The following is a 1,224-nucleotide window of genomic DNA, read 5'->3' as shown; positions in this document are numbered from 1 at the left end:
GTGCCGATGTCATCAAGGTTGAGCGCCCGGGAGTTGGCGATATTACGCGCGGCCAGCTGCGCGACGTCCCCGAGGTGGATAGCCTCTATTTCACCATGCTCAATCACAACAAACGTTCGATCACGCTCGATACCAAGAATCAGAGCGGGAAGGCGGTTCTCGAAGAACTGATCAAAAATTGTGATGTGCTGGTGGAGAATTTCGCTCCCGGTGCGCTCGATCGCATGGGGTTCACGTGGGAGCGTGTCCAGGAACTCAATCCGGCAATGATCRTCGCCTCGATCAAGGGTTTCGGCCCCGGTCCCTATCAGGATTGCAAGGTTTATGAAAACGTCGCGCAATGCACCGGCGGTGCGGCCTCGACGACAGGCTTCCGCGAGGGTCTGCCGCTGGTTACCGGAGCGCAGATCGGTGATTCCGGCACAGGTCTGCATCTTTGCCTCGGCATCGTCACGGCGCTTTTCCAACGCACCAAAACAGGGCGTGGCCAGAAAGTCTCGGCAGCAATGCAGGATGGCGTGCTCAATCTGTGCCGCGTCAAGCTGCGGGACCAGCAACGCCTGGCGCACGGTCCGTTGAACGAATACAGCCAGTATGGCGAGGGTATCGAATTCGGCGAAAGCGTGCCGCGCGCGGGCAACGATTCGGGCGGCGGCCAGCCCGGGCGCATCCTGAAATGCAAAGGCTGGGAGACAGACCCCAACGCCTATATCTACTTCATCACCCAGGCGCCGGTCTGGGAGGCGATTTGCGACGTGATCGGCGAGCCGGAATGGAAGACACACGCCGACTATGCAAAACCTGTTGCTCGCCTGCCGCGCCTCAACGCGATTTTTGCCCGCATCGAGGAGTGGACGATGACGAAGGACAAGTTCGAGGCGATGGCAATCCTCAACGACAGGGACATCCCGTGCGGTCCTATCCTGTCCATGAAAGAGATCGCCGAAGACCAGTCGCTGCGAGCTACGGGCACGATCGTCGAGGTGGAGCATCCGGAGCGCGGCAACTATCTTTCTGTCGGTAATCCCATCAAGCTTTCCGACAGTCCGACAGACGTTACGCGTTCCCCGCTCTTGGGAGAGCACACGGACGAAATTCTGCGCGACGTCTTGAGATTCGACGAGCGGACGATCGACGAACTGCAGAAAAGCGGTGCACTCGGAACCCCGCAGAAAATCGCTGCCGAGTAATCCGCATCGAGAAAACGGCGGCATAACCCCCCGG

The 1,224-nt window shown here is 59.4% G+C and carries 1 protein-coding gene; it reads left to right on the top strand.

Translation table 11 applies throughout. The features are described 5' to 3' along the window. The coding region (gene frc, locus ACXJ5O_RS27475; protein WP_457302672.1) for a formyl-CoA transferase at positions 1-1,190 on the top strand (1,190 nt) is incomplete at its 5' end. Positions 1,191-1,224: the final 34 nt, after the last annotated feature.

The organism is Phyllobacterium sp. P5_D12 (assembly GCF_054049495.1).
Note: the sequence above shows the minus strand (reverse complement) of the source record. Positions and strands in the feature narration are given on the sequence as shown.